We start from the raw sequence: 20420 nt of genomic DNA, 5'->3' as shown, positions 1-20420 counted from the left end.
GCCCAGAACGACGGCGAGCGCGCCGAAGGCTTCAGCGTTCAGCATTGAAATTTTCCTCGGTAAGGGCGGTGAGCCAGAAGCGGCCATTGTCCAGCGCGAAGCGGATGCGCAGCGTGCCGCGGAACTTGCGGATCACCCCGCCGATGACGCGCACCTTCTCGACGGGAACCTGGATGTCGCGGTCGGTGTAGACGACCGGCTGATCGGCCCGGATATAGGTGGCGATGGACAGCGTCGGGTTGTCGGCGAGCTCGTCCAATATCCCGTTCAGACTGTCGCGCAGCGCATTATAGGCCGACGGGTGGGCGAGGGTCAGCAGTTCCTGGAACTGACGGTCCGCCGAATAGGCCGAATAGGTGCCCGACAAAGCGACGATGTTGCGTGTGATGGTGCGCAGATAGGCGGAAGACGGCTTGTTGCCCGTCACATAAAGGTCGCCAGACGCGCCGAAGGGGATGACGATCGTGCGCTGGTTCTGGTTCGACGAATAGATGACGATGCCGAGCACGCTTGTGACGCCGAACAGGCCCACCACGGCGAATTTGAGCAGCCTATTTTCCTCGAAGAGATTGGAGGAGCCTTGCAGATAGCGGTGGATGCCCCAGCTCGACGGTTTGCCTGCGAGCGGATCAGTGGCGTTCGCGTTATGCGATCTTGAAAAGAGCATGGACAGGCTCCCTCACTCGAAGAAGCGGGTCTGGGTCGGACCCGGATAATGGGAAAAGCGCAGCAGGCCCCAGCGCCAGGCGAGATGCGGGATGAACCCGCGCGGCTTGGTCCGCTTCCAGGGGATGAAAAGGAGAAGGGACCCGATAAGCGCCCAGCCGATCACGCCGCCCACGATCACCGCGACGAAGATGGTGGCCATCACCAATATGAATTCATCGGAACCGAACCAGAGGATCTGGACGGGGCGGTGAAGATATTGGGGAAGACGCTCGTCCATGTCCCTTCTCCTCCTGCTTCACGACACCCCGCAGGGCATCGTTCCGGGAACCGACCATCGGCTCCGGTGGGGTGTTGCCGACGCGGACTGATGGTCCGCGTTTGGCGCCGTCAGATGGGTGTCAGATGGTCAGCCCAAAGGTCTGGAGGATCGAATCCGCCTTGATGAGGCAGACCGCCGCCACGATCGTCGGGATGCCGATCATGATGTTGGAGAAGAGGCGCGAGACGCCGAACAGGAAGGCGGCGACGCCGCCCACAAAGCCCAGCGGTCCCTTGACCCCCTGATTGACCACGATGTCGTAGATATCGTAGCCAAGATCGCCCTGCGCCGGCGCGGAGAAGGCATGGGCCGCGCTGCCGATAACGGCCAGCAGCAAGAGCGCCACCCCATAATCTGCGGCCGACGCCAGCCGCTTTCCCAATTGGATATGCATGAACGTACCTCCGTTGAACCGGACCGTCCCTGTCCCTGCCTGCCGGCCTCGATCGCAATCGCTGTCGGCCGATGACCCTGCTGGACGGCCCAGGAAGGGCAGCGCCATCGGCATTCCGGTCCGTCCCTCGGAGTGCGCGGCTGTCCCATAGACTGCCGCGGGCCCGTTCGAGATGGCCGCCATAATTCGCGTGTATCGCCGGGCTTCGCCGGCCGAGCTATTTGCTCGCATGGGTCTGGCCCTGCTTTTGCTGAAGCCAGGCCTCGATCTCGCCTTGCTGGAAACCCGAGATGAGCTTGCCTGCAAGGATGAGCGTGGGCGTGCCGGAAAGGCCGATCGCCTTGACCGCGGCATCATGGGCGGCAAGTCGGGCATGGCCTTGTGGACAAGCGTCGAGCTTGTCCGGCGCCGCGCCGCCATAGATGGCGCGGAAAGTGGCCTCGCTGTCCCTGGCGCAGAGAATATGCTCGGCCTTGGACGCGGCGCCGGGGTGAATGCCGCTCACGAAGAATATGACCCTGCGTACCGGCTTCCCTTCGGCGGCCTTGGTCGCCCAGAAGCGGTCGAGTGCGCGGCAATAGGGACAGTCGGGATCGGTGAACTCGATGACCTCAGGCGCATTGCGAGGGCCGATGACGAGGGCGTTCGACCGGTCGAGACCCGCGAGGCGTTTGCGCGCCGCGGCGTCCTGCGCCAGCGCGGTGACATTGACGCCGCTGCGGTCATAGATGGCGGCAAAGAGGATATGCTCGCTCTCGGGCGCATAATAGACCATCCGGCCGCCTGCGTTGGCCTGGTAGATTGGCCCTTTGATGGGGGATGGACCGAAATCCTCAAACGACAAGTTGGTGAAACTCTGTTTGAGCTGCTGCTGCGCCAGCGCTGCTGCCTTCGAGAGCGCCTCTGTTGACGGTTCCTGGGCGAAAGCGTTCCCACCTGTCGCAAGCGATCCAAGCAGGATTAGACCAAACAGGGGCTTAGCGCGCTTCATGAGCCGCCTCCTTCCTCGATGCGGATGAGCCACGGAGGAGCGGCAGCGCGACATGAGCACCGAGCTTGAAAGTCCGACGCTGCTCAGGCTGATGCACTTCAGCAGTGCGAGACGTCTCTTGGATGGAAAAGTCACTGCCCTTAGCAGCGATATGCTGGCGCGGCGCGCTGAGGGAGGTCGGAAATTCATCCTCAACATTCAGTCCTGACCGGGATGGTGTCGCAGCTTGCACTGCAAGGCCGGCCGCTAACAGAGAGGCAAAGGCAATAATCATCGCGAACTCCCACATTTGGGGGAAGCGCTCGGCCTTACTTTCGGCCGACTATCGCGGCTTTACGGCGTCTGCGCTTCGCATACTATCTCGATGAGAGGTGGATGATCGAACGGAAGCATCGCTGCAATCACGGGAGCATTTAAGTGCGCAATGCGCATTTTTCTGCTCAATGCGCACTACAGTGCCCATTTCTTCACCAATTCAGTCGCACAGCCGCCTCGGTCCATTGTGCGGTTACACCTTGAATTGAACGGTGAGACCAAGATCGCCCTGCGGCTGTGAATGGCGGCGAAGTGCCTGATTTCCCCGGGCAAGACTCGCCGGATCGGCGATTGTTTGTGTTGCGGTGCGGCGAGCGCTGCTTATTGTCCGATCACAGGGATGCCATGGCGGGCTTATTCTCCAAAGAGGGGAGCACATGTCACCAGACAAGGCGACTGCGCTAACGAACAGTCCGCTTCTCAACTTCGTGAAGGAGTTGTCCGGACGACGCATCGAACAGGCGCGTAGACGAAATGGGATCACGCAGGTGCAGTTCGCGCGTGAGGTTGGCATCAGCCGACGTTGGCTCCAGGAAATCGAATCGGGAAATCCAAGTTCCCGGCTCGATTTTCATGTTGTCTGTGCTGAACATCTCCAGTTGAAGACGGGCTATATATTCTTCCCGTTTCTATTCCGTGGGCACCAGATGGAGTTTCCTCGCGAACTCACATATGGAGATTTCGAAGAGATCGAGCGCGAATGTATCGACCTCTTCGTCAGGCGAAAGCTTTCGCGGATGAAGCAGAAACTGACGCCGCGCTGGTGGTCCCCGCAGCAAACCGATGGCGCGTGAGATATCAATGTCCGCGCTCGAGCCGATCACGCATGATCGCATTTACCGGACCATCAAGGCCCATATTCTCGCCGGCCAATTCTCACCCGGCGCCAGGCTGACGGCGACAAGGATTGCCGGCCAGTATGAGGCAAGCATCACGCCCGTGCGCGAAGCGATCTATCGCCTGGTTGGCGAAGGTCTCGTCGAAATGACGCCGGAAGGCTTTCATGTGAAGCCGAGCAACCGGGATATGCTGCTCGACATTCTTGATCTTAGCCAGAAGCTATTGGTGGTGGGTCTGCAACGCTGGACTGCGCCGCAGACAATGAGAGGCGACGAACCGCCGCTTGCGGTCATGCCCCTTGCTGAGGAGGCCGTGCAGCTGCTCGAAAATGTTCTCGTCAATCTCTTTGCCGCCTCCAATAACAAGGCGATCCTGGCCTGGGGCGAACAGGCGAACGAACGCCTGAGATGGATTCGCACCTATCAGTGCCGCGGCAGCAAAAGGGCGTTGCTCGAATGTGTTTCAATTCATAAACTTGCCGAGCAGCGCGATCGCGCGCGTCTTGGGCGACAACTTCTGGCCCATCACCGGCGCTGCGCGCGTGCGATCGTCCAGCATTTTTTGTCGAGCGACCAGCCTGTTCACGCCGGAATCCCGGAAGCGAACCACGAACTCTAGAATAATCCCCGCTACTTGCGCCGGATCGGCGCTTTATGAATTGCGATATATATCCGTCGTCGACCTACCTTGTGATGGCCGCAATGCTGCGGCGGTTATGAGGAGTGAAACGATGCGTGACGAAGAAGCGGTCGGCCAGTCCGACATCATCGAACTGGGCTCGGTCACCGAACTGACCCGGGGTCCTTTCGGTATCCAGGAGGACGTTCTCACCAACCAGGCCCTGGCGAGCATGGGCCTCGCCGACGAGTGATGGGAAGGGGGCACGCAGCCGCGTGCCCCTTTTTCTTGGCAAGGAGGGTGCTGTGGGATTTGTCTTGGCGGATGGTCTCTCTTACGGCGTCGGCGCGAACAAGGCGATTTTTCTGGCCATCGCCAGCGATCGCTATTTCTGCCTGTCGCCGCAACTCAACGACGCATTTCTGGCATTTGCGGATGGGCAAATTGTCGATCAGCGCCATATCGAGGCCCTCATCGCTGATGGGATCATATGCGAGACGACTGGCGACCATGACATTCGCCCCGTCCGCGTGCCGGTGGCGGAGCGATCACTTGCAACCCGCGCGGCGCGTTATTCCATGGCCGTTCGGTCGCCGACCGCTCTGTTGGATCGCGTCTATGTGAAGCGCGTACTGGCCAAAAAGGGCCTCCCACGCTTGCTCACACGAGATTTGAGTAATCTCCTGTACGAACGGAGCGAGCGTGGGGCAGAAGATATAGCAGAGATTGTGGAGGCGGTTCACGCCGCAGGCCGGATATTCGGAGCGAAGGATCAATGCCTGTCGCAATCCTTGCTGATCCGGCGCCAGATGCAACGCTGCGGCTATGGCGCGGCCCTTGTTTTTGGCGTGCGGCTCCTGCCCTTCGAGGCCCATTGCTGGCTTCAGCGCGGTGTCACGGTGCTGGATGACCATCATGAGCATGTCGTTCAGTTTACGCCGGTCTTCGCGTCATGATGGCGCAGCGCTATTTGGTCGTGGCGGATAGAGTGTCTGGCGCGGAAAGTTCGATTGCGGAGGCGGGGCTGCGGATAGTCTATGCCAACGATCGATTGGCAATCGGCATTTCGGCTGGTCTGCCCTTCACGCTTCTGCCGGGGGGCGCGGGCGTAATTTTGGGCGCTTTCTTCCCTCGCAAAGGTCGCGAAAGGACGCTGGATAGCCTCCTGAATTGGGAGGCGACCGGACCGAGGGAAATGCTTGAGGCCATCAGTACCCATTTCTGGGGTTCCTATGTGCTTGTTTGCGATAACGCGAATGGCGAAGGGCCGTTGGTCGCCCGCGATCCTTCGGGCGCGCTCGCTGCCTATTACAAGGCTGAGCCTGGCGGACTGCGTATCAGCAACGATGTCAGGTTGCTCGCTAATTGCTTCACGATCGCCAGCGACCGGGTCCGCGACCTCATAGCGTCGGACGGCTATTATGCGGAAGAAACTTGCCTTGCGGGCATATTTGATTTGAGGCCGGGTATGGCACTCATGGGAGTGGTCAGCCAGCCCGTCGAGCGTCCATTCTGGTTCCCCTGGGATCATTGCCCTGATCCCCGTGAGCCGGGGAATGCAGATGCTGCCGACATTGTCAAAGAGGCGGTGTGCGATACGGTCGCTTCGCTTTGTGGTGCTTATGAACGTCCGCTGGTCTTCATGTCGGGAGGCCTCGATTCTTCGGTGGTTCTCGCCGCGCTACATATAGCCAATCGTCCCGCCCATTGCTTGACAACCTATACAGCTGACTTGTCGGGAGACGAACGCGGGTTCGCACGGATCGTGGCCAAGGCCCTCGATTATCCGTTGGACGAACAGTTTCTCGATCCTTCGCTGGTGGACTTCACAACCTGCGTTGCCTCCCATCTTCCCCGGCCCAAAAGGCGGCCTCTCTTCCAGGCGATGGGCAAACTGGCCGCTCCCATCGTCAAAGACATGGGCGCCGATATTCTGGTGAATGGAAGCGGCGGCGACCAGGTTTTCTGTTCGAGCCAGTCGATGAACGCGGTGATCGACAGTCTGAAAGCGCGTAGATCCCTGCTCGCCACGATGGCGACGTTCGAGAATATCTGTGAATTGACGGGCTGCTCTGTCGGTGAAGGTCTCAAAGGCATCTGGAGGCGTGCCCGGCGGCCGGCGCGCCATGAATGGGGGATCAACACGGATCTGTTGGTCCAGACGGAAAAAATCCGCGTTCCGCGGCATAACTGGCTCGATTGTCCAAAGGGCACGCCCCCGGGGAAAGCATTTCATGTGGGGATGCTCCTGCGCGTCCAGGAAAGTATCGAAAGTCCGTTCGATGCGGACGGTCCGCCGATGCTCAATCCCCTGATCGCGCAGCCGGTCGTTGAAGCCTGTCTTGGCATTCCGAGCTGGGCCTGGGTTCGTGGCGGTCGCAATCGCGCGGTCGCGCGTGAAGCTTTCTCGTCGGACCTGCCGCCGGCGATTGTGAATCGAAGGGCAAAATCGGGTCCCACCAGTTTCTCATCCCAGCTTCTGTCGAAATATCGATCGCAGATGCGAGAAAGGCTGCTCGGCGGGGTCCTCGCTGAGCAGCAGGTGATCGATGTGGCAGCGGTTTCCCATGCTTTGGACAATGTTATGCAACAGAGCGGGCCGCAGAGCCTGAGATTGCTGCAACTCGCCGACACCGAAGCCTGGTGTCGGCATTGGGTGAGCATTGGTTAGATCGCCATGTCCGCGTCAGCTTGCCTTGTTCTCCGCCGTGGGCTTCCTGTCGCGCAGCATCGTCCATCGCTTTGCCGTCTCTGCATCCCGTGGCACGATGCCTTTCAGCCAGAAGTCGAACCAGGCGATATTGCGCTCATAGACGGCGAGGCGATGGGCAGCCTGCCATTTGATATGCTGCTCGTCCGGGAAGACATAGGCGTCGACCGGCTGACCGAAAAAACGGAGTGCCCGGATCGATACCAGGGAATGGAGATATTCGCCGTCGGCAAGATTGAGCAGAACCGGCGTGTTAAGCTTTGCTGCGTTGCGCGACACCGACATATTGGCCCAGAAGGGCTGGTCATTGTCCGACAGGAGCGGGTAACCGGCTGCCTGGAAATAGTTTGCGCCACCTTCTCCGAGCAGGGCCATCGAGCTGATGGGCTCTTCGCAACAGCTACTGACGGATGCCGCAGCGAAGAGATTGCTGTTGATGAGCGAGAACCACAGGATCGAAGCGCCTTCGCTCAGACCCGTTATGGCTCTGCGTTTCGGATCGCTGAGGCCAAGCCGTTCGACCGTCGCGATCCCGGCTTCAAGTGACGACTGGATGCTTCGCCGATTCGCCCAGTCCTTCCGGTTGATCGCGCCATATTCCGCCCGTGAACTGGTCTTGGCAAAGGACGCAACGTCCCTGGGCTCGTCGAAGCTGAGAACCGCGTAGCCCCGCGCCGCCAATGGCTGGATCGGATATTCGTCTCCGGTGCCCCCGCGAAGAAAGCCGCGACTGCGATAGGTGGCGACGATGAGCGGCGGTTTGTCACCCTTCCGGGTTTCGGGCGGAAGAACAAGATCGCCATAGGTTTCTATGCCACGGTCATTGCTCCAGAAGAGCCGCCGGACCGGTCCCAGACGGAATTGTTTGAACTCCGGGTTCGGATCGAAGACGAGGTGTGTCGCACCCGTTTGCGGATTGAGCCTTATGATCCTCCTTGGGCGTTTCGCTTCCTCCTGCGCGCAGACGAGCATATCCTGGGCGGGTTCGCAGCCGAGGAGAAGGCCTGCGGTTTTGAAGCGCTCGATCACCTCACCTTTGTCGATCCGCCATTGGTATAGCGCCATGTCCCCATTGGCGCGACCGACGCGCCGGAGGAAAAGGAGGGATTGGCGGTCAGCAGCCTGCCAAGCCGCGAGAATTCGCCCATTGCAGGCATTTCCCGGGCAATTTCGACCTATTCCAGCTTTTCGGGCGAGCTCGGCAATCGACACGTCCGCGCCGTGATCGTCAATGTCCAAAGCTAGCCAATGCGGACGGGGCGTTGGGGCTGATCCTCCGACCTGCGATCTGGTGAAGAATGATGTCGGGAATTGTGAAATAGGGACGGCTTCATTGCGCAGGGGAAGCGGCGCGCGGAAAAATGGCCGATCCCGGGTGACCGGGGCAAAGCGATCGTCGAGATGATAGCCCTGGCGGGCTTCCTCAGCATCGGCGAGCTTCAGAGCGGTCAGATCTTCGAATGTCACATCAAGGAAGGGTGCATTGTCCGCCCATTTCACCGCGACCACATTGGACGGTCCCGTCGCGACGGCACGCGATCCTCCGCCCGATGCGTCAGCAACCCAGGCCTGGACTTGTCCGTTCACCTGTTTGAGGAACGCCAGAGACCGTCCATCGGGCGACCATTCAGCTTTAATGGCCTTGGCATTGCCTGAAGGATAAGGCCCCAGTCCCCATTGCGGATCGTGCCGAAGGATCAACTCGCCGCCGCGATCAACGATGCGCGCCTCTCCATGTCCGTCCGTGGCCATGACCATCAAGGAAAGACAGTAGCTGTTGCTGATCGGGTCCGCCTGACGGATCTGGAAGGCAACCTGCCGACCGTCGGGCGAAACACTTAAGCCCACAGTAGACTGCGCATAGGTCGGCTCGCCAATATCGCGCAAACGCGCCAGATCGTCCGATGTCATCAGCCGGGTGCCGACGGCCGACACACCCCCTTGGGGAACATCCGTGCAAGAGGGCTGCGCTGGTGGGGTAATTGCCGACGCGGCGAGGGCAAGAAGGAGACCTGTCACCAGCTCTTCTCCACGGTGAAGCCGACATAGCGGCCGATGGCGGAAAAATTGGTGGAATCGAAGGCAGGTACAAAGGCGCTCGAAGTCCGGATGCGGTCGGGCTTGGCATTGAAGATGTTCATGACCGACAGGGCAAAGTTGACGCCGGGAAGCGTGGTCGAGTGTGGTTCATAGCGAATATTGGTGTCGAGCGTGGTCATGGATGCGACCGTGTCGGTGGCGCCAAAGCGCCGGTCTTCAAGGCTGTCGGTATAGTTCACATAGCCAGCGAACATGAGGTCGCTTAGCTGCCAGGCGACACCACCGCGAGCGCGCCAACTTGGGGGACGAAACACTGTGCCGGCAAGCTGCTCCGGGGTTTGGCCCGGCAAGAGCTGTTGACGGCTTTTGAGGTAGGATAGCGATCCTGAAAACTGGAGATCACCCATATCCCTCGTCTTGAGGTGATATTCCAGGGCAAGATCGACACCCTGAATCTCCTGCCGCGCCGCATTCCGGCTTCTGTTGTCGACAATATATGTAACGCTTGCCGGATCGAACGGCAGGCCAGAATTATTTAGCAAGCCGCCAGTCGCCAGTGCAAGGGCACTTTCGACCTGAGCGATTGTCGGATCGATGGTGATGATCGAACTGTACAAGGGGTTCGACAGCACACCAATGCGGCTTGCAATCGGGGTTACCACCCGATCTTTGTAATTGGTGTGGAAATAGCTGAGTTCAACCTTCAGAGCGGGAATGAAATGCGGCTTGACTGTCACACCTGTGGACCAGGTCTCCGCTCGCTCCGGTTTGAGATCCAGATTGCCTCCCGTTAATTGCAGAACCGTATCGCCCGCCACGCCCGTTGCACTATAATAGCTTGGCAGGTCGATCTGCCCGCGCTGGGTCAGATAAAGTTGACGGAAGGTCGGAGCCTTGAAGGATTTGCCCCAACTGGCGCGGAATGTCACATCAGCGACCGGAGCATAAACCAGGCCAAGCTTCGGCGTGGTCACGTTGCCGATTGATTGATAGCGCTCATGCCGCAGCGCGCCCGTCAGCGTCAGGCGCTCGACCCCTGGTACATCATTTTCCGGGGACAAAAGAGGCAGATTGGCTTCGGCGAAGACGTAGCTCGATTTCCGGGTTTCATCGAACGTCGTTCCGGGAATGATCGCGGTCGAAGTGACTGTCCGGAGCCGAGAGTCGAGGCCGTTATGGCGAAAGCCTCCACCCGCCGCGATCTTCGCGTCGCCGCCGGGGAGTTTGAACAGACTGCCCGCCAGGTTCAATTCGCCGAGCAGGATGTTGTTGGCATAGCGCGCCTCGCTGGTGCTGACGCGCACGCCGCCCGCATTATAGCCCGTCGCGACAGAGCTTTTGTCTTCGCCATAGGTTCCAGTCGCCGAGACCGACCAGTCCTTCGCAAAATCCCATGTGAGCCGCGGCGTGACCACAAACGACGACAGACGGGACGACGTCGGAAAGCCTGACTGGCGGTAGTCCGCCGTCGGCGTGAGGGCGGTCGCGAAGAAGGAGGTGCGGTGGTTGTACAGGGCATCGAGATCGAAGGTCAGATCGCTGCTGATCTGCTGATGCCCGGTCAGGGCAATGGCATAATGTTTCTGTTCCGGAAGCAGCGTGGTGCTGTGGTTGAGGTTGCTCGCATAGCTTCGTTCGCCGGCTTTGATAGACGTGTTCCGCCCCGTCTCCGCGGTAATGAGAAAGCCGCCATTGTTCCACCGGCCGCCGGTGACAGCGGCATATTGCTGTTCGACATCACCCCCGTCAGTCGCGGCTCCAAGCCGCGCCGAAATATTCAGCCCTTCGAAGTCGCGCTTCAGGATGACGTTGACGACGCCCGCGACAGCATCCGATCCATAGATAGCGGATGCGCCCTCTGTCAGGATTTCCACCCGCTCGACGGCTGCCATGGGAATGGCGGAAATGTCGATGGACTCGATCCCGCTATCATAAGCCAATCGCTTTCCATTGAGCAGCGTCAAGGTCGCATCCGCTCCGAGACCCCGCAAATTTACGCCGGTCGCGGAATTCACATTCAGGTCAGCGGCGGTCGGACTGCCCGCAAGCACGCCGGGATTCTGGCCGCCGTTGAAATTCTGCGGAACCGAGCGCACGACGTCGCCCAACTGATATTGGCCGGCATCACGCATCGTTTCCCGGGAAAGCGTGATGACGGATGCGGACGGCTCAGCACCGGCGATCCGCGTACCAGTGACAATGATGGCTTCTGAATGGCTATCGCTCTGGCCGGCAGCCGCAGCGCGGCGCCGCTTGTGAACTACAGCGCTGCCTTGAGCATATTCGATCTGAAGCGGAGATTTCTGTTCCAACGCGGCGAGAGCCTGCGGTCCCGTCATGCGGCCTTTGATAGGAGGGGCGATTAATTCTCCCATCTCCTGCGCGTCATACAGGACCTCAAGGCTGCTGGCCTGGGCAATGGCGCGCAGGGTCGTTTCCATCGGCTGCGACGGAAGGTCGAAGTCGGCGACGATATCTTGCTGCGCCGACGCGACAACGGGAAATGCCGCCGCATGGATGCACGCCGAGGCGAGGAGAGTCGGCAGAAATTTGCGGGTAATACGCATAAAGCCCCCTTTGACCCGGCTTGTTCATTTTGCCGGGTTCATGGGGGCTTTCACGCCTCAGTGAGGTTCACCCCTAAATCACGGGTGAATTTTTTTCTCCTGCCGTTGGCGCAAGATGATCCGCTCCCTGCTTACCTCTCGCTCAAGGTCAAAAAGAGCGGCAAGCTTGATGCTCAATGCTTCGGTGTCCTTCAGAGAGAATATCCCCGACACCCGCAGCTGCTCTGTCTCAACGTCGCCGATCTGAATCGGCAGCTGGGCGTAGCGATTGGCTTCGGTCACAACGTCGAGCAGCGGTTCGTCATGAAACTCGCCCTTTGCCTGCGTCCACAAGTCTGTCTCGTGATCAGAAATGGGTCGAGGGGCTTCAAGGCGAGGAGCAAAGACTGTTTTTTCCCCTGGGTGCAATCGTTGGCGAGAGGTGGCTCCCGAGCCGGTCACCGTGACATCGACCGCGCCCCGGAGCAAAGCAACTGAAACCCTCCCGGTTTCCGCGAGACGCACGTCAAATATCGTGCCGCGCGCCGTTACCGTGCCTCCGCCAACAGCGACGTTGAAGGGGCGTTGTTCATGAGCAACCTCGAACCGGGCACGGCCCCGGACAAGTCTCAGGCGCCGGTCCTTTTCGGTAAATGCGACCTGCACCTCGCTGTTCGTGTCGAGAAGGATGGTCGATCCATCCGGCAGTGCGACGCTTCGTATCTGGCCGACGGCACTCGCAACGGTGAAATGATCGGGCGCTGCATGCTGGAGCTGCCCAGCCTCCTGGCGGTCGAGCACTGTATGAAACATCATCTTCGCCGAGATTGCGCCCAGCCCAATGACGAGCGCGATCATCGCCAGACCGTGCTTGCCGGGGCGGGACCGGGGCTTTTCGCCTCCTAAGCTGCCATCAGGATCATCCACTTTCCCACTGTCGGTAAAAATCTCCGATATCTTATTATAAGCGGCCCGGTGCAACGCGCCGCGGGCAAGCCAGGCTTTGAAATCGGGCTCATGCGATTTTGCATCAGGGCCGCGCATCTTGGCGAACCAGTCTGCGGCGTCGTCATAGAGCTGATTGCCCAGAGGAGCGATCGGATCCGGTCTCTCTTCGGTCATGCCTGATCCACTCCTCTCACAAGCGCCTTCAATGCCGATGATATGTGATACTCGATCGCCTTGACGCTCAGATTCAGCTCCTGGGCAATCTCGTTATAGGTTCGCCCGCCCAGGCGATGCATCAGATAGATGCGTCTGGTTTTCTCGGGCAGTCGGTCAATAACGCTTTGATATTGTCGCTTCACGTCTTCTGCCTCAAGGTTCAGTGACTGCTCTGGTGGTGACGCGAGCGCCCTGCCTTCCTCGATCGGCGCGTCGCTGACAAGGCGCCTCCATCGGGCATCGCGACGGCTCCTGCTGATGAGCAAATTCCTTGCGATCCTGAACAAATAGGGGAGGGGGTCGCCATCGATATTGGCGCGGGACAAATGAAGAAATGCGTCATGCATCAAGTCCTGAGCTTCGGCTTCGTGGCGGGTTCGCCGCGCGAAAAACCGAACAAGGCGGCTCGACTCATGCCGATAGAGCGCCTCGATCGACGCAACTGACACGGGATTGCGGTCACCATGACCGCCTTGAACTCTGTCACTCATGGCCTGGACACTTTCCAGGCAGGGCATCGCTGCCCAAATTAGGGCAATGGCGCAAGATGAACATGGAATAATGCTACATGCCGACACGAACCATCCGGAAACCCGGACCAATCCGATCATGCTAATGCCGCCGTTCATCCTCTGCCTGAAGGCGCTGGACTATTGTCCGGTACGGCCGCTCGGCCGTCATGGACGAGCGTGATTGATGCCTGACGAGAAAAACTGCGAGGGGGCGCCGGCAATCCGATCTCGCTCAAGGCAAGTCTGCATAGCGGCGTAGAGCTGTCAAGGGGCGGTAACGGTCTTGAGCGTTCGCCTGGAAGCTGCTTTGTCGCTGCCCGGGCCAACTGATGCGGCCCGGGCAGGATTCCAATCAGCCGTTGAGCTTGTCCTTGATCGCCTTGGCCGGCGTGAAGCCGAGCTTGCGCGACGCAGCAATGCTCATCGGTTCGCCGGTCCGCGGATTGCGGCCGTCGCGCGCCGGGCTCACCTTCACCTTGAACTTGCCAAATCCGTTGATCGAGATTTCTTCGCCCTTCGCCGCGGCGATTGCGATCGCATCAACAAATCCGTCCAGGATCTTCTTCGCGTCGGCCTTGGTGACGCCCTGGGCGGCGGCGACCGCCTCGACCAGTTCAGTGGTATTCATGAGCAAACTTCCCTCTTGTAGGAAGCTCGCTCATGCCGTGGACGCGCCAGCCAGTCGATAGGGAAATGCGAGTATTGCTGGCGGGCGCGTCCTTGTTTCACGATCGCGCCTGGCTCCGGAAAGCTTCGATCAGGGCTATCTGCTCGTCGCCCAACGCATCGACAGCGCCGCTATGTTGGCGCTCGCCCAGCAACTCTGACGGACATCGCCCTTCGACATTGCCGAGATTGGGCCGATGGACCTGATAGCCGACCAAGCGCGCCAGATCCGGCGAGAAATGCCTCGCCTTCTCGGGCGGGTAAACGAGCGACTGGATCTCGTAAGGCTTGAGCCAACCGAGCGAATAGCTGACGATCATTCCGCGGCGCGCCGCCATGGTCCCGTTCGCGCCACCGCAATGCAGCGTCGATCCCAGGAAGAGGAGCGCAGACCCTGGATCGATCTCCAGCGACACCGCCTCGTCGGGATCGATCAGGTCTTCGGCCCGTCGACGATGGCTGCCGGGCCATAGCATGGTGGACCCATTTTCAGGCGCGTAGGGCGTGAAGGGCCACATCACGTTGACCAGATATTCTGCCTCATGGTCGCTCGGCAGCATCCGGCTGACCGGCCACATATCCTGATCGCGGTGGGGCACCTGCTGCTCCGCGCCTGGACGGATTTCGATCGCCTGGGTGAGGTTGAGCTGGATGTTATCGCACCATGGCCCCAGGATATTCTCGACAATCTCCAGAATGAGTGGATGCTGGATGAAGAGGGCGGCGAAGGGCGATCGGTTCAGTAAGCCGCCGAACCGTACCGTGTCGGCTCCATAGAAGGGGCCGTCCGACACCGGAGTTGCGGCAAAGCTGTCGCCTAGATCGGAAGCGAGGCCTTCCACCATGGCTGCCGGAATGATGTTTTCGACAAGGCAGAAACCCTGATTTTTCAGAGCATCGAGATGAGGCCCCGCGGCATGGCCAATGCGTCGGTGTTTCATTGGACCTCTCCCCGATCGAGGGACGGGTCGAACGACGTCTGCGCGGGCGTCTCGTCCCAGGTTCCCGCCTGCGCCATGAGGCGGGGCGTGTCTTCGTTGATCGCGATTTCCAGGGCGCCGACCATGCCGCCCGGGTCCATCTGCGGAAGTCCCAGAACCGTGCACTGCCAGCCATAGGCCATGACCTCGGGCATATACCAGGCATGGGTGACGCAGCAGAAGGCGCTGATCCCGTTCTGGAGCGCGAATTGGACAGCCGATGTCAGCAGGCGATTGCGGACACCTCGACGTTCCGCCGCGCGGATGCGGGGGCTGAGGCACAGCCGGGAGAGTTCCCAGACCGCTTGCGAACTGGGTGCCCCGGCATCGCACAGATGATCGAAGAAATCGCCGATGATCGTGGGCCTGTGGGTGGGAAGCAGGCGCATCGATCCCAGATGCGTGCCATCCGCCAAACCGACGATGAGGTAGAGGGTATCGGGACCGTCAAACTGGTCGATCTCATACTTGCCGTCCAGGGCCGGCAAATCCCAGCCCAGCAAGTCGATGAAGACCCGTTTCCGGTCCCGATACATATCGGCCATGAGCGCGTCGGGCACGCGCGCAGATACACCCTGTTCAAATGACAGCATCATGTTCCTCCTGTGTGTGAGACAGGCAGGATGCGAAGCTTCGCGATTCCGCGCTATTACCCGAACAGGGGTAATTTAGTGCAAGCGCAACATGTCGCGGTAGCTGAGCTGTCCATCAAACAGCGCTCGGACAACCAGCAGCGTCCTCTTGCCAACGCCGTAGCGCTCCATGGCGCTCGAGATATGCTTATCGACCGTATCTTCCGACACGCCCAATATCACGCTCGTCTCCCAGCTGGTCTTGCCTGACCCGACATGGACCAGGCAGTCCAGTTGCCGCTGGGTGAGTTCAGGTATTTTGGAAGGTGAGCCGCTGGCCAGATTTGTGATCCTGCGTGCTGCCTCGAAGCAGAAGGTGCCGACAAGTTGCGCGCTGCCAATGATGTCTGCGGTCAACTCTACCGGATGATCACTGGCGAAGGAGCATGTTCCCCTATATTCGCCTGCCACCTGAACCGGAACGGTAAATCCGTCGCGCAATCCATGGGTGCTCGCCTCGTGCAGGATCCGCCGCTGCCGACGGCTCAGGCGAATGATGTCGGACACCTCGCGCCAGCCAAAGCCGGTCAGTCGGCGATTGCTTGCGGCCAGGATTGGATCGTCCTGAAAATAGCGGTTCCTGATGATCCGCTCCATCCAGCCATCCTCATAGCCCATCAATGTGATCGAATGGGCCGGCGGATGGGCCAGGTCGACATGATGGAGCAACGCATACTGATTGAAGCCGAGTTCCCCTGTCATATCGCGTAATACGTCTCGCAGCCCGGACTCGTCCGAAATTGCGCGGCAGGCGTCCATGAATTCGACCATTTTCGGTGACATGAGCATTGGTAAGTCCCCTGTTGCCTAAGCCTGAGTAAGCACCTCCGACACCACTCCACTTGCAAGGCAGCTGCACCCATTCACCCCCCTTTCGGGGAATGGTCGAGAGCGCGACCTCATGAAATATTTGTGACAGTTTTGCGAAGGGGTGAACATAGATGCGCAGGGCAATAATGAGGGATTTTTTCGCCATATCGGCGATAGTTAGAGGGTTTTCGGGCGCTGTAGCCGTCCTAGCGTTTAGGGCTGATATAACCAGCGTTGCAGCCGCCGGTCCCGGCGCCCCAACCACCGGAATTTGCGGGTGATTCCGTGGACTCGGGCACGGCCAATCGCGGGAATCCCCGGCATATCACAATATGCCTGGATTTGATCGCCAATCGCCAACTTGTTGGAATGCATATCGGGTTCCAACTGTCCGCCGACCCGGCCTGGGATATGCTGCTTGACCTCTATGTCTGGGAGCATCGTGGCCGTGACATTGCAATCTCCAGCCTCGCCAGCGCCGCCAACGTCCCTGCGACGACGGCACGAGCGTGCATCCAGACAATGATTGAATCGGGGTGGTTCTACCGCCAGCGCGATACCGGCGATGGCAGGCGTATCTATATCCGGCTAACCGATAAGGCCCATAGCTCCCTCGCCGCAATTTTTGACGGAATTGCTGACCGGATGAGCATTTGAAGCGGGCAGTGCAGGAGAGGAGGGGGAGGGAAGTTTGCGAATTCATGGATCAGGAGTTCGCAATGTCATCCCATTCAAAACATCACGCTCGCTCTCGGCACGACAGTTCGATCGAGAACACCAATACAGACATCATGCGCGGGCCGCACCTTGAACCGCTGCTGCGCGAGGTCAGATCGTTACTGCGCTGGATGCCGATACGCCATTTCCATCCGCAGTCGCGACGACAGGCCAATGCGATCGCACGCCGGATCGATGACTATCTCGACCGTTTCGCATCGACGCCGCTCGCAATGGCGGCTGCAGCTGCATCCGTTCGGTCTTCTCCCGACCCGGACATGCTCGCGGACGAAGCCTGTCCGCTTGTCGTGGCATCCGACGCAGGCGTCTGGATTACCATGTGGCGCCTTATCGACTGGGACCAGCTACTGCCTCTGCTGCCAAGCTATGCGAGCGCCTGCTATGCTCCGGCGATCACAGCACTTCCGAAGACGGAACGGACCGTCTTTCTGCTCCATCGCATGGGTGGCCTTAGCTTGGCCGATATCGGGCACAAATTGGGTATCGATGTCGCGGATTGCGAGCGCCTTCTTGGCAAGGCGCTTGGCACCATTGCCCGGCAAGTCGATGGAGCGAACTGAGCCGCCGGCGGCCTGACTGAAACAAGCGTTCAAGGAATTGGATCGGGCAATAGGCTACCCGATCCAATTCAATAGCCTTTAAGCGTCGGTCTTGATTTTGAGGGTCTTCCTCGACTGTTTCGCAGGTTTCACATCGCCTGCAGACGCTGTCTCATTCAGGCCGGAAGCTGGTTCCGGGGCGGTCTTTCCTCTGCCTTTTGGCAATGCTTTCGTTGCAACTTTGGCGGGAGAAGCCGAAGTGGTTTGCGACGCAGACGGTGCTGCCGCTGCTATCGGCTCCGCCTTTTTACCCGCTGCTTGAACGCTTTCCGCCTTTGGCTTGCGGTCCACGCGCTTACTTTCCGATGAAGGGGCATCGGTCGTGGGCGCAGCTTTTTTACGCGTGGTGCGGGCGGCCTCCGTCGTCGGCGCTTCTGCGCTGACCTTTGCGGATATCGTATCGCCTTCAACTGCGCTTGCTGCGGCTGCCGGAGCATCGGGCTTCTCGGACGCCGGCTTGCTTGGCGGCTTCAAGGCGTCGGTTTTGGCTTTCGATCCGCTTTTCTTCCCCTTGGTTGTCGCTGCGGCGGATTTTTGCGGCGGAGTTGCTTCGTCCTGCGTCTTGGGCTTTCGCCCGCGCTTTGCGCCGACCACGGGCTTAGCGGCTATTCCGTTCGCTTTGTCAGTCGCGGACGATGGATTGGGATCAGGGGTTGGCGCCACTTTCGCGGCTACTGGAGCGGCCTGCGGAACAGATTCAGCAGCGCCTGGCATCTGTGTAGCCGCGGTGACTGGCTTGCGCCCTCCCAATCCAATCCGCGCAGCGGTGGCGCGACGTTCATCCGAATAGGCTTTCGCCGTCATAGGATAGTCGAATGGCAGGTCATATCGTTCGCGATATTGGGCAGGTGTGAGTCCATGCTGCGCAAGATGACGCTTCAGCATCTTGTAAGGCTTGCCGTCGATCAGGCTGAGGATGTGGTTTGGCGACGCAAGGCTTTTGCGTATCGACACTGCCGGAACAAATTCGGGCTTCGACAATGGTTGAGCGGGCGCTTCATCCGATAGCGCTGCCCGCGTTGTCTTGATCAGTTCCGCGAGGTATTCACGCGGAACGATGTTATTCGACAGGTAGGAGCTGAGCAATTGTACTGTCAGTTGTGCGAGATCGGTCTTTTCGGTATCGGCCATTGGAGGGCTCTCCATCTACACGGCATACTCCATGCCGAAGTCCGTCTTCATCGGACTGAATGAAGATGAAGTAAAGGCGCGAAACCTTCCCCAGTACACCCCTCGGGTGACGATTGCGCGACGAAGATTTGATCTCTCAAAGTGGACGGTATCAGACTGAGAGTCAGTGCAATCTTGGGATGATCTCAAACTCTCGTACAGCGGCCAGAATTGTCTCCGCGAACGGTATCGATAGCATGTTGGAGACGCATTGCGCCAAGGCTGTCTTCAATGGCTTCAAGTTCGATCAGTGCCAGTTCCATCAACTGGACTGCGACCGCTCTTCTCTCGGCGACGGTTTCGCTTTCGGGCATTTGAATCTTCCTTGGCTCTCAGCCGGCGGCACGCCTTGGTCATGAAGAATCAAGGCGTGCGGCCCCTGAGAACCGGATGTTCGAAACTCGCCACTAGAACGAGCGCGAGCGCCTTTAGCCGGATGGCCTGGACATACGCGCCCGCCACCCGGTCGAAGGAGCTTTCGACCGGCTCTAGTGGAACGAGGTTTCGACGCCTCGGTCCGCCTGCTGACGGACGGGGCAAGTCATAGCCGAAAATGACGGAAAACCAAGCACTCATGTCGCCGGTTCGGCGAGAGTGAGCCTGGCGGAATCTCCGGGGCTGGTAGGAGGGGAGAGGGAGCAGGGCTCGCCGTGGCATCCGCTATGGAGATGCGTCCCCGCTGACATAACTTCCGCCCAGTCGCCGCCCAGTCCATCGTGCTGAATGCGCTCTGCACCGGCGATCCCAGCCACGCGAGACCATCGGCACGCATCAGGAGTTGCAGACATGAGCACGCATCTTGAAAGGATAGGCGAAGCGCTCGTCCGCAAGCTGGGCGGCCATTGGCGGCATGGGAAAGGCATGTGCCGCTGCCCAGCGCATGCAGACAGAAATCCGAGCCTCTCGGTCCGGGTTGGGACCAACGCGCTCCTGTATAAATGCTGGGCCGGTTGTGACACAAGCGACGTCATTCGCGAAATTCTGCGGCTCGACGAAAATGCGCTCGATCATATTGAGAGCGGCACAAGCGCAAATTCGACTTTTGGCGCCGACCTCTGGCGGCGCCAGCGCGCGCTTCAGATCTGGGACGAGGCACGCTTGTTGAGCGGCACGCCAGCGGAAATCTATCTGCGCCGCCGGCGCATCGCGATCTTGCCGCGTGCGCTGCGCTTCCATCCGCGAACGGCACTGCGCGGAGGCGAGGATCTCGAATTTCGCCCTGCGATGATCGCCGCTTTGCATGAAGCTGACCGCTTTGTCGCGATCCAGCGCACATTCTTCGACCCCGATGATGCCCACCGCGCCCGCGATCTGGACGACCCGCGAATGATGCTCGGGCGCCCGCACCGGGGCGCTGTGATCCTTGAACCAGCGACCACAGTCCTTGGCTTGGCGGAAGGCATCGAAACGGCACTTTCGGCAATGATTTTGTTCGGCATTCCTGTCTGGGCGGCGCTTGGAGCCGAGCGCCTCGATCAGATCGCCATACCCGATAGCGTCTCCCGTCTCCTCCTGTTCCCAGACAATGACCTTGCCGGTGAGATCGGGGCCGCAAAAGCGATGGCCGCCTATGCGATGTCCGGTCGCCATATCGAGATGGAATTTCCGCCGATCGGCTTCAAGGATTGGAACGACGTCCTGCGGGCTGGAGGGGAGGGAGTGGGGGAGTGGTGGCGGCAAGTGGCCTGATGGTCAGGTCGTCCCCGC

General features: G+C 59.8%; 22 protein-coding genes. 8 read left to right on the top strand and 14 right to left on the bottom strand.

Features of this window, described 5'->3' with window-relative positions; all coding sequences use genetic code 11:
* Positions 1 to 31: 31 nt before the first annotated feature.
* From ACFOKF_RS22310 to ACFOKF_RS22295, 4 genes are all read right to left on the bottom strand, one after another.
* The gene (locus tag ACFOKF_RS22310) at positions 32 to 667 is read right to left on the bottom strand and encodes a TraE/TraK family type IV conjugative transfer system protein (RefSeq protein ID WP_380798784.1); all 636 of its coding nucleotides are present in this window, start codon (positions 665 to 667) and stop codon (positions 32 to 34) included.
* A gap of 12 nt (positions 668 to 679) precedes the next feature.
* Positions 680 to 946, bottom strand: coding sequence for a type IV conjugative transfer system protein TraL (locus tag ACFOKF_RS22305; protein WP_380798783.1), 267 nt, complete (start codon positions 944 to 946; stop codon positions 680 to 682).
* 121 nt (positions 947 to 1067) lie between these two features.
* Positions 1068 to 1382, bottom strand: a complete 315-nt coding sequence (locus tag ACFOKF_RS22300; protein WP_380798782.1) for a hypothetical protein — start codon at positions 1380 to 1382, stop codon at positions 1068 to 1070.
* Positions 1383 to 1599: 217 nt separating this feature from the next.
* Positions 1600 to 2373 carry a DsbC family protein gene (locus ACFOKF_RS22295; protein ID WP_380799324.1) on the bottom strand — a complete coding sequence of 258 codons (774 nt, stop codon included), beginning with the start codon at positions 2371 to 2373 and terminating at the stop codon, positions 1600 to 1602.
* Between the two features lie 692 nt (positions 2374 to 3065).
* On the opposite strand from ACFOKF_RS22295, the gene ACFOKF_RS22290 reads away from it, so the two are divergent.
* From ACFOKF_RS22290 to ACFOKF_RS22270, 5 genes are all read left to right on the top strand, one after another.
* Entirely contained in the window at positions 3066 to 3482 is a 417-nt protein-coding gene (locus ACFOKF_RS22290) for a helix-turn-helix transcriptional regulator (protein ID WP_380798781.1), read from the top strand.
* Positions 3483 to 3489: 7 nt separating this feature from the next.
* Positions 3490 to 4146: a GntR family transcriptional regulator gene (locus ACFOKF_RS22285; protein WP_380798780.1), complete on the top strand. Its 657-nt coding sequence runs from the start codon at positions 3490 to 3492 to the stop codon at positions 4144 to 4146.
* Between the two features lie 112 nt (positions 4147 to 4258).
* Positions 4259 to 4399 (top strand): hypothetical protein, encoded by a 141-nt coding sequence (locus ACFOKF_RS22280; protein WP_380798779.1) that lies wholly within the window; start codon positions 4259 to 4261, stop codon positions 4397 to 4399.
* A gap of 52 nt (positions 4400 to 4451) precedes the next feature.
* Positions 4452 to 5102: a lasso peptide biosynthesis B2 protein gene (locus ACFOKF_RS22275; RefSeq protein WP_380798778.1), complete on the top strand. Its 651-nt coding sequence runs from the start codon at positions 4452 to 4454 to the stop codon at positions 5100 to 5102.
* Entirely contained in the window at positions 5099 to 6817 is a 1719-nt protein-coding gene (locus ACFOKF_RS22270; protein ID WP_380798777.1) for an asparagine synthase-related protein, read from the top strand. Before ACFOKF_RS22275 ends, ACFOKF_RS22270 begins: the two co-directional genes overlap by 4 nt.
* 15 nt (positions 6818 to 6832) lie before the next feature.
* On the opposite strand, the gene ACFOKF_RS22265 is transcribed toward ACFOKF_RS22270, so the two are convergent.
* The 8 genes from ACFOKF_RS22265 to ACFOKF_RS22230 form a co-directional block, all read right to left on the bottom strand.
* The gene (locus ACFOKF_RS22265) at positions 6833 to 8875 is read right to left on the bottom strand and encodes an Atxe2 family lasso peptide isopeptidase (RefSeq protein WP_380798775.1); all 2043 of its coding nucleotides are present in this window, start codon (positions 8873 to 8875) and stop codon (positions 6833 to 6835) included.
* Entirely contained in the window at positions 8872 to 11463 is a 2592-nt protein-coding gene (locus ACFOKF_RS22260) for a TonB-dependent receptor plug domain-containing protein (RefSeq protein WP_380798774.1), read from the bottom strand. The genes ACFOKF_RS22265 and ACFOKF_RS22260 overlap by 4 nt, the downstream gene beginning before the upstream one ends.
* A gap of 78 nt (positions 11464 to 11541) precedes the next feature.
* On the bottom strand, positions 11542 to 12564 hold the full coding sequence (locus ACFOKF_RS22255; RefSeq protein ID WP_380798773.1) for a FecR family protein: 1023 nt from the start codon (positions 12562 to 12564) through the stop codon (positions 11542 to 11544).
* The gene (locus ACFOKF_RS22250; protein WP_380798772.1) at positions 12561 to 13217 is read right to left on the bottom strand and encodes an RNA polymerase sigma factor; all 657 of its coding nucleotides are present in this window, start codon (positions 13215 to 13217) and stop codon (positions 12561 to 12563) included. Before ACFOKF_RS22250 ends, ACFOKF_RS22255 begins: the two co-directional genes overlap by 4 nt.
* A 253-nt stretch (positions 13218 to 13470) precedes the next feature.
* Entirely contained in the window at positions 13471 to 13746 is a 276-nt protein-coding gene (locus ACFOKF_RS22245; protein ID WP_380798771.1) for an HU family DNA-binding protein, read from the bottom strand.
* 97 nt (positions 13747 to 13843) lie between these two features.
* A complete protein-coding gene (locus tag ACFOKF_RS22240; protein ID WP_380798770.1) occupies positions 13844 to 14725 on the bottom strand; it encodes a phytanoyl-CoA dioxygenase family protein in 882 nt (293 codons plus the stop codon).
* Positions 14722 to 15360 carry an acyl-homoserine-lactone synthase gene (locus tag ACFOKF_RS22235; RefSeq protein ID WP_380798769.1) on the bottom strand — a complete coding sequence of 213 codons (639 nt, stop codon included), beginning with the start codon at positions 15358 to 15360 and terminating at the stop codon, positions 14722 to 14724. Before ACFOKF_RS22235 ends, ACFOKF_RS22240 begins: the two co-directional genes overlap by 4 nt.
* A gap of 72 nt (positions 15361 to 15432) precedes the next feature.
* Complete coding sequence (locus tag ACFOKF_RS22230) at positions 15433 to 16185, bottom strand: LuxR family transcriptional regulator (protein WP_380798768.1); 753 nt, start codon at positions 16183 to 16185, stop codon at positions 15433 to 15435.
* A gap of 363 nt (positions 16186 to 16548) precedes the next feature.
* On the opposite strand from ACFOKF_RS22230, the gene ACFOKF_RS22225 reads away from it, so the two are divergent.
* Positions 16549 to 16863, top strand: a complete 315-nt coding sequence (locus ACFOKF_RS22225) for a winged helix DNA-binding protein (protein ID WP_380798767.1) — start codon at positions 16549 to 16551, stop codon at positions 16861 to 16863.
* 44 nt (positions 16864 to 16907) lie between these two features.
* Complete coding sequence (locus tag ACFOKF_RS22220; protein WP_380798766.1) at positions 16908 to 17504, top strand: sigma factor-like helix-turn-helix DNA-binding protein; 597 nt, start codon at positions 16908 to 16910, stop codon at positions 17502 to 17504.
* A gap of 78 nt (positions 17505 to 17582) precedes the next feature.
* Here the strand turns inward: ACFOKF_RS22220 and ACFOKF_RS22215 are convergent, their stop codons facing one another.
* Positions 17583 to 18674 carry a MucR family transcriptional regulator gene (locus ACFOKF_RS22215; RefSeq protein WP_380798765.1) on the bottom strand — a complete coding sequence of 364 codons (1092 nt, stop codon included), beginning with the start codon at positions 18672 to 18674 and terminating at the stop codon, positions 17583 to 17585.
* A 185-nt stretch (positions 18675 to 18859) separates the two neighbouring features.
* Positions 18860 to 19027: a hypothetical protein gene (locus tag ACFOKF_RS22210; protein ID WP_380798764.1), complete on the bottom strand. Its 168-nt coding sequence runs from the start codon at positions 19025 to 19027 to the stop codon at positions 18860 to 18862.
* A 472-nt stretch (positions 19028 to 19499) separates the two neighbouring features.
* On the opposite strand from ACFOKF_RS22210, the gene ACFOKF_RS22205 reads away from it, so the two are divergent.
* Entirely contained in the window at positions 19500 to 20402 is a 903-nt protein-coding gene (locus tag ACFOKF_RS22205) for a DUF7146 domain-containing protein (RefSeq protein WP_380798763.1), read from the top strand.
* Positions 20403 to 20420: the final 18 nt, after the last annotated feature.

It is taken from the genome of Sphingobium rhizovicinum (genome assembly GCF_042647625.1).
GTDB classification, from domain to species: domain Bacteria; phylum Pseudomonadota; class Alphaproteobacteria; order Sphingomonadales; family Sphingomonadaceae; genus Sphingobium; species Sphingobium rhizovicinum.
This window is presented reverse-complemented; position numbering and strand designations above follow the sequence as displayed.

Excerpts from the sequence above, each read along its gene's own strand:
- ACFOKF_RS22310 (WP_380798784.1), bottom strand. The coding sequence starts at position 667 with ATGCTCTTTTCAAGATCGCATAACGCGAACGCCACTGATCCGCTCGCA.
- ACFOKF_RS22305 (WP_380798783.1), bottom strand. The coding sequence starts at position 946 with ATGGACGAGCGTCTTCCCCAATATCTTCACCGCCCCGTCCAGATCCTC.
- ACFOKF_RS22300 (WP_380798782.1), bottom strand. The coding sequence starts at position 1,382 with ATGCATATCCAATTGGGAAAGCGGCTGGCGTCGGCCGCAGATTATGGG.
- ACFOKF_RS22295 (WP_380799324.1), bottom strand. The coding sequence starts at position 2,373 with ATGAAGCGCGCTAAGCCCCTGTTTGGTCTAATCCTGCTTGGATCGCTT.
- ACFOKF_RS22290 (WP_380798781.1), top strand. The coding sequence starts at position 3,066 with ATGTCACCAGACAAGGCGACTGCGCTAACGAACAGTCCGCTTCTCAAC.
- ACFOKF_RS22285 (WP_380798780.1), top strand. The coding sequence starts at position 3,490 with ATGTCCGCGCTCGAGCCGATCACGCATGATCGCATTTACCGGACCATC.
- ACFOKF_RS22280 (WP_380798779.1), top strand. The coding sequence starts at position 4,259 with ATGCGTGACGAAGAAGCGGTCGGCCAGTCCGACATCATCGAACTGGGC.
- ACFOKF_RS22270 (WP_380798777.1), top strand. The coding sequence starts at position 5,099 with ATGATGGCGCAGCGCTATTTGGTCGTGGCGGATAGAGTGTCTGGCGCG.
- ACFOKF_RS22260 (WP_380798774.1), bottom strand. The coding sequence starts at position 11,463 with ATGCGTATTACCCGCAAATTTCTGCCGACTCTCCTCGCCTCGGCGTGC.
- ACFOKF_RS22255 (WP_380798773.1), bottom strand. The coding sequence starts at position 12,564 with ATGACCGAAGAGAGACCGGATCCGATCGCTCCTCTGGGCAATCAGCTC.
- ACFOKF_RS22250 (WP_380798772.1), bottom strand. The coding sequence starts at position 13,217 with ATGATCGGATTGGTCCGGGTTTCCGGATGGTTCGTGTCGGCATGTAGC.
- ACFOKF_RS22245 (WP_380798771.1), bottom strand. The coding sequence starts at position 13,746 with ATGAATACCACTGAACTGGTCGAGGCGGTCGCCGCCGCCCAGGGCGTC.
- ACFOKF_RS22240 (WP_380798770.1), bottom strand. The coding sequence starts at position 14,725 with ATGAAACACCGACGCATTGGCCATGCCGCGGGGCCTCATCTCGATGCT.
- ACFOKF_RS22235 (WP_380798769.1), bottom strand. The coding sequence starts at position 15,360 with ATGATGCTGTCATTTGAACAGGGTGTATCTGCGCGCGTGCCCGACGCG.
- ACFOKF_RS22230 (WP_380798768.1), bottom strand. The coding sequence starts at position 16,185 with ATGCTCATGTCACCGAAAATGGTCGAATTCATGGACGCCTGCCGCGCA.
- ACFOKF_RS22220 (WP_380798766.1), top strand. The coding sequence starts at position 16,908 with ATGGATCAGGAGTTCGCAATGTCATCCCATTCAAAACATCACGCTCGC.
- ACFOKF_RS22215 (WP_380798765.1), bottom strand. The coding sequence starts at position 18,674 with ATGGCCGATACCGAAAAGACCGATCTCGCACAACTGACAGTACAATTG.
- ACFOKF_RS22210 (WP_380798764.1), bottom strand. The coding sequence starts at position 19,027 with ATGCCCGAAAGCGAAACCGTCGCCGAGAGAAGAGCGGTCGCAGTCCAG.
- ACFOKF_RS22205 (WP_380798763.1), top strand. The coding sequence starts at position 19,500 with ATGAGCACGCATCTTGAAAGGATAGGCGAAGCGCTCGTCCGCAAGCTG.